The following is a 5,860-nucleotide window of genomic DNA, read 5'->3' on the forward strand; positions in this document are numbered from 1 at the left end:
GATTCAGATCACGGGCTGCCTGCAGGCCGTTGACAGGCCTAAACGCATTATCAATCAAGAAAATGCTCGAAATCGATTGGCATGGAAAACCCAACCTTCACTCGATCCATGATAACCATTGTCTTGAACCCCTTGATGTCGTGATTTTCGTAGAAAAATCTCCGAGTAAAAGCTTCATAATCTTCCATGCTTCGGGATGTGACAATGAGAACGAAATCTGCTTCTCCCGTAACGTAGTAGCCGTTCATCACTTCCCGAGTCTGGCGGATCGATTGTTTGAAGCGGTCGACGATGTCAGCCCGTTCGCGCTCGAGCGAAACCAGCACGAGCATCGCAATGGGCCGGCCGACAGTCTTGGGTTTCACGATCGAAACGTCAGCTTCGATTGCTCCCCCTTCCCGAAGCCGTTTGAGACGACGCTGGACCGCCGTTGCCGACAGGCCGACCATTTGACCAAGCTCTTCCGTGCCGTGGCGATTGTTGGTCTGCAGAATATTAAGCAAGCGAGAGTCCAGTCGATCAAGCTTCATTCTGCCTGCCTGCGCGTTGATCTGGTGACACAATCGTGGCTGAAAAACTTGCCGTCACCCCTCAGTCTTCCGATGTAGTCAGCGGTGGCCGTACTGGCTGACGAGCTGGGGGTCGCGGACAAGGCCGTCGAGCCACGTCGAGTCGAGCTTCGGCACCGAAGAGAACAGAAGCTTGGAATAGGGGTGGGAGGGCGCCTTCACCTTGTCTGGCGTGATCTGCTCCACACGCTGCCCATTGTACATGACCATGATCTCGTCGCAGATGGCCTCGACGACCGAGAGGTCGTGGCTGATGAAGATGTAGGAGAGCCCCAGCTCGCGCTGCAGCTCCTTGAGCAGTTCGATCACGGCGGACGCCACCACCGTGTCGAGCGCCGAGGTGATTTCGTCGCAAATGATGAGCTTGGGGTCGGCCGCCAACGCGCGCGCGAAATTCACGCGCTGCTTCTGGCCGCCCGAGAGCTCCGATGGATGCCGGTAGCGCAGCGCCCTCGGCAGGCGCACCATATCGAGCAGTTCGTCGACGCGCCTCGAGCGCGCCTGCCTGTCGAGCCGGTGATAGAAGGCGAGCGGGCGGGCGATGATGTCCTCCACAGGCTTGGCCGGATTGAGCGCGGTATCGGCGTACTGGAACACGATCTGCATCTCGCGCAGCTGGTCCTGGCTGCGTTTCCTGGCGGCGCGCTGCAGGTCCTTGCCATCGAAGACGATGTCGCCGGCAGCGGCCGGATGGATGCCGGCGATGACGCGCGCCAGCGTCGATTTTCCGCAGCCGGATTCGCCGATAACGCCGAGATTGCGCCCCTTTTCGACGACCAGGCTGACGGAATCGACCGCGCGGATAAGTGGCAGTCCGTCAGCCCGCATCGCGCCATAGCCGGCCGTCACATTGTCTATACGCAGCAGCTGCTTCGTCCCGGCATCCGCGTCGGCTTGCCCCTGCCGCGGCTTCGGTTCGAAGGCGGCCAGCAGTTCGCGCGTATAGGGGTGCCGGGCAGCTGAAAGGATTGCCGCTGTGGTGCCTGTCTCCTGCACCTCGCCGCCCTTCAGCACCACGATGCGGTCGGCGATCTGGGCGACGACCGCGAGATCGTGGGAAACATAGACACCTGCGATCCCGCCCGCCCGCATGACCGACTTGAATGCCTTCAGCACGTCGATCTGCGTCGTCACGTCGAGCGCCGTCGTCGGCTCGTCGAAGATCACCAGCTTGGGATCGCTGATGAGCGCCATGGCCGCCGACAGCCGCTGCAATTGACCGCCCGAAACCTGGTGCGGATAACGGGCGCCGATCCCTTCGGGGTCCGGCAGCGACAAGGCCCTGAACAGCTCGACGGCGCGTCGGCGGGCCTGTTCGGGCGGCATCAGCTTGTGGATGCGCGTGACCTCGATGACCTGCTCCATGATGGTGGAGGAGGGGTTGAAGGAGGCGGCGGCACTTTGCGGGACATAGGCAATGTCCGTGCCGCGCAGCCTGGCGCGTTCCTTTTCGGAAAGGGCGGCCATGTTCTTGCCGTTGACGTTGATCTCGCCGCCGGTGATCCGGCAGCCGGGCCGCGCATAGCCCATCAGCGAGAGCGCCACCGTAGTCTTGCCGGAGCCGCTTTCGCCGATCAGGGCGACGATCTCGCCGTCGGCTATGTCGAGGCTGACGCCTTTGATGATCTCGACAAGCCGTCCGGCGTCGGTCGTCGCCTCGATCCTCAGGTTCCTGACCTCGACGAGATTGCTCATGCGTCCCGGTCCCTGATCTTCTGCGGCAGGTTGTCGATCAGCAGGTTGACGCTGATGGTGAGGCTGGCGATCGCCAGCGAAGGCACGATGACGGCGGGGGCCGCGAAGGGCAGGCCGCCGATGTTCTCGCGCACCAGCGCGCCCCAGTCGGCGAGCGGCGGCTGCAGGCCGAGCCCAAGGAAGGACAGGCCGGAGAGCAGCAGAACGATGAAGACGAAGCGCAAGCCGAAGTCGGCGAGCACCGGGCGGATGATGTTGGGCAGGATCTCGGAGCCGACGAGATAGAGGGTGCTCTCGCCGCGGACACGGGCGACAGTCATGAAGTCCATGGTGTTGATGTTGACGGCGAGCGCGCGCGCGAAGCGATAGGAGCCGGGGATATAGATGACGGCGAGCGTCAGGATCAGCACCGGAATCGACGAACCGACGGCAGCGACGACGACAAGGCCGAACAGCTTGCTGGGGATGGAGTTCATGGCGTCCAGGAAGCGGCTGAGGCAGGTGTCGAGCCAGCCGCCGGTGACGGCCGCTATCATACCCAGCACGACGCCGGAAAAGCAGGCGATGGAGACGGCGGCGAGCGATATGCCGACGGTGTAGCGCGCGCCCATCAGAACTCGCGAGAGCATGTCGCGTCCCAGATAGTCCGAGCCGAGCCACAGCCCCTGACGCATCGGCCCGAAATAGTCGTCGTCGACGATGTCGCCGATGGGATGGGGAATGATGTAAGGCGCGAAGATCGCGACCAGTGTCCACGCCAGGATGACCAGCGAGGCCACGACGCCGACGAGGTTGTAGCTGTGGCCCAGGAAGGACCGCCGGGAGGCTGCCGCGCGCGCCATCGTCATCTCAGCCTCGGGTTGGACATTATGGCGACGATGTCGGCGGTCGTGATGAGAAGAAGGTAGCCGAGGCAGAAGATCATCGCGCAGCTCTGGATCAGCGGCAGATCGCGGGTCGCGACCGCATCGACCATCAGCTTGGCGATGCCGGGATAGTTGAAGATCGTCTCCACGATGATGACGCCGCCGACCAGATAGGACAAAGACAGCGCGATCGCGTTGACGATCGGCCCGAGCGCATTGGGCAGCGCGTGTCTCAGCACCATGCGGCTGCGCGAGGCGCCTTTGAGGAGAGCCATCTCGACATAAGGCGTGGACAGCGTTTCGATTACCGCGGCGCGCGTCATGCGGATCATCTGGGCGGAGATGACGAAGGTGAGCGTGATCACCGGCATTGCATAGATGCGCACGAGATCGGTCAGCGAATGCGCCTCGTTGACCGACGACAGCGCCGGCAGCCATCTGAGATAAACGGCGAAGAGCAAGACCGCCAGCGTCGCGACCATGAACTCCGGCACGGAGATGACGCCGATCGAAAGCACGGTGACGGTGCGGTCGTAGACGGAGCCGCGCAACATCGCGGCGGTGATGCCGAGCGTCAGCGCCAGCGGCACCGAGAGCAGCGCGGTGATGCCGGCGAGCTTCATGGTGTTGACCAGGCGCCCGCCGATCAGAGCCGCAACCGGCATCTCGTTGGCATAGGAGGTGCCGAGGTCGCCGTGGAGCAGGCCGACAAGCCAGCGCAGGAAGCGCAGGATCGCCGGGTCGTTGAGATGCATGGCCTCGCGCAGGCCGGCGACCGCCTCGGGAGTCGCCGCCTGGCCGAGCAGGATCGACGCGGTGTCGCCAGGCAGCATGCTGGTGGCGAAGAACACGGCGAACAGCACGATCAATAGCGTGATGGCCGCGATCCCTAGCCGCTTCAGCACGAGGTTGAGAACCCCAGACGTCATTGAAAGCGCTCCCTGCGGTGCGTTCGGCCAACCATCTTGCGCAATGCAGTGCCGGGGGACCGGCTGACCGGCCCCCGGCAGTCGCCTCTCAGGCTTCGAGCCAGAGATATTCCGCCATTGCGTAGCCCATCATGCCACCGAGCGGGTTCGCCTCCAAACCCTTCACCTTGCTGGAGAGGGCATCGACGTTGGAGATATAGGCCGGGATGATGGTGCCGGCCTCCTCGGAGACCATGACCTGCATCTGGTTGTAGATTTCCTTGCGCTTGGCCTGGTCGAGCGAGCCGCGCGCCTCGACGAGCAGCTTGTCGAACTTCTCGGACTTGTACTGGCTCTCGTTCCAGGGAGCGCTGGAAGCGTAGAGGAGCGAGAACAGGATATCCGGCGTCGGGCGCGGATTGATGTTGCCGAAATGGACCGGCGCCTTGAGCCAGTAATTGTCCCAGTAGCCGTCGGACGGGACGCGCTGGACGTCGAGCTTCATGCCGATATCCGCTCCGGCGGCCTGGATGATCACCGCCATGTCGATCGACGAGGTCGCGGCGTCGGACGCGATCACCGGGATGGACTGGCCGAGCAGGCCTGACTTCTGGAAGTGGAACTTCGCCTTGTCCGGGTCGAATGCCTTCGGCTTGAGGTCGGCGTTGTGGAAGATGTTCGCCGGCGAGACAGGTTGATCATTGCCGACCTCACCAAGACCGCGCAATGCCGATTTGACGATCTGCTCGCGGTTGACGAGGTACTTCATGCCGGCCACGAAGTCGGCCTTGCTGCCCGGATCCATGTCGAGCCGGATGTTGAGGTCCGTGTAGTTGCCCGCGGTCGTCTTCGACAGTTCGAAGCCCTGCTGGCTCTCCAGGAGCTTCATTGAGCGCGGATTGATCGCTGCGGCAAAATTGATGTCGCCGGAAAGCAGGGCGTTGACGCGGGCGCTGTCGTCGGTGATGGCGATGAACTCGAACGAGTCCAGATAGGGCTTGCCCGATTTCCAGTAGTTCTTGTTCTTGGTGACGACCGAACGCACGCCGGGTTCGAACGTCTGCAGCACGAAAGCGCCGGTGCCATTGCCCTTGGAGAAGTCGGTGGTGCCGTCCGCCACGATCATGAAATGGTGCAGCGCCAGGATGGTCGGCAGGTCGGCATTCGGGTCGGCGAGCGTGATTTCGACGGTCGACTTGTCGACCGCCTTGAAGCCGGTCATCTGCGCGGCGATCTTGGCCACCTTGGAGCCGACCGCTTTGTCGAGATGGCGCTTCAGCGAGTAGACGACGTCGTCGGCCGTGAGGTCCTTGCCGTCGTGGAAGGTGACACCCTTGCGCAGCTTCACGGTCCAGGTCTTGGCGTCCTTGCTGTCGAAGCTCTCGGCCAGCTCCATCTGCGTGACGCCATCCTTGTCGAGGAAAGTCAGGCGGTTGTAGAGCGAGCAGCAGCGGACATAGTCGGTGGAGAGCGACGCCTTTGCCGGATCGAGCGTGTCGGCGGTCGAGGACGACCAGCCGGCCGCCTTGAAGCTTCCGCCGGAAACCGGCTCGGCGGCGACGGCCTGGCTGGCGCGGCCGAGCACCAGGCTGCCCGCGGCGACCGCGGCGCCACCGGCCAACAGCATCTTGAGGAGTTCGCGGCGGCTCGCGCCCCGCCGGATGGCGTTCTCGACCATGGCGTCGTCTGCGCTGGTCCAGTTCGTGATCTTGTCGGTCATGTCATTCCCCTTTCTGTTGTTCGGTCGGCATGCTCGTCTTGTCGCGGCTTTCCGGGCTTGGGCTCAGGTTCGTTCCTTCAGGCTTTCCCGAACGGCCGCCGC

At 63.2% G+C, this 5,860-nt stretch carries 5 protein-coding genes; all 5 read right to left on the reverse strand.

Annotation, left to right across the window (positions count from 1 at the left end; genetic code table 11):
- Positions 1-50 precede the first annotated feature (50 nt).
- The 5 genes from EOA33_RS21585 to EOA33_RS21605 all read right to left on the reverse strand — a co-directional run bounded on the left by EOA33_RS21585 (position 51) and on the right by EOA33_RS21605 (position 5,758).
- Complete coding sequence (locus tag EOA33_RS21585) at positions 51-530, reverse strand: Lrp/AsnC family transcriptional regulator (RefSeq protein ID WP_127406531.1); 480 nt, start codon at positions 528-530, stop codon at positions 51-53.
- A 78-nt stretch (positions 531-608) separates the two neighbouring features.
- Positions 609-2,264, reverse strand: a complete 1,656-nt coding sequence (locus EOA33_RS21590; RefSeq protein ID WP_127406532.1) for an ABC transporter ATP-binding protein — start codon at positions 2,262-2,264, stop codon at positions 609-611.
- Positions 2,261-3,112 (reverse strand): ABC transporter permease, encoded by an 852-nt coding sequence (locus EOA33_RS21595; RefSeq protein WP_126058832.1) that lies wholly within the window; start codon positions 3,110-3,112, stop codon positions 2,261-2,263. Before EOA33_RS21595 ends, EOA33_RS21590 begins: the two co-directional genes overlap by 4 nt.
- Positions 3,109-4,059, reverse strand: coding sequence for an ABC transporter permease (locus EOA33_RS21600; RefSeq protein WP_126058833.1), 951 nt, complete (start codon positions 4,057-4,059; stop codon positions 3,109-3,111). The genes EOA33_RS21595 and EOA33_RS21600 overlap by 4 nt, the downstream gene beginning before the upstream one ends.
- Before the next feature lie 88 nt (positions 4,060-4,147).
- Positions 4,148-5,758, reverse strand: a complete 1,611-nt coding sequence (locus EOA33_RS21605) for an ABC transporter substrate-binding protein (RefSeq protein WP_126058834.1) — start codon at positions 5,756-5,758, stop codon at positions 4,148-4,150.
- Positions 5,759-5,860 lie beyond the last annotated feature (102 nt).

Source organism: Mesorhizobium sp. M4A.F.Ca.ET.050.02.1.1 (assembly GCF_003997725.1).
In the GTDB taxonomy this organism is placed as follows: Bacteria; Pseudomonadota; Alphaproteobacteria; order Rhizobiales; family Rhizobiaceae; genus Mesorhizobium.

Bases quoted from the DNA above. Each gene is read 5' to 3' on its own strand.
- EOA33_RS21585 (WP_127406531.1), bottom strand. From the start codon at position 530: ATGAAGCTTGATCGACTGGACTCTCGCTTGCTTAATATTCTGCAGACC.
- EOA33_RS21590 (WP_127406532.1), bottom strand. From the start codon at position 2,264: ATGAGCAATCTCGTCGAGGTCAGGAACCTGAGGATCGAGGCGACGACC.
- EOA33_RS21595 (WP_126058832.1), bottom strand. From the start codon at position 3,112: ATGACGATGGCGCGCGCGGCAGCCTCCCGGCGGTCCTTCCTGGGCCAC.
- EOA33_RS21600 (WP_126058833.1), bottom strand. From the start codon at position 4,059: ATGACGTCTGGGGTTCTCAACCTCGTGCTGAAGCGGCTAGGGATCGCG.
- EOA33_RS21605 (WP_126058834.1), bottom strand. From the start codon at position 5,758: ATGACCGACAAGATCACGAACTGGACCAGCGCAGACGACGCCATGGTC.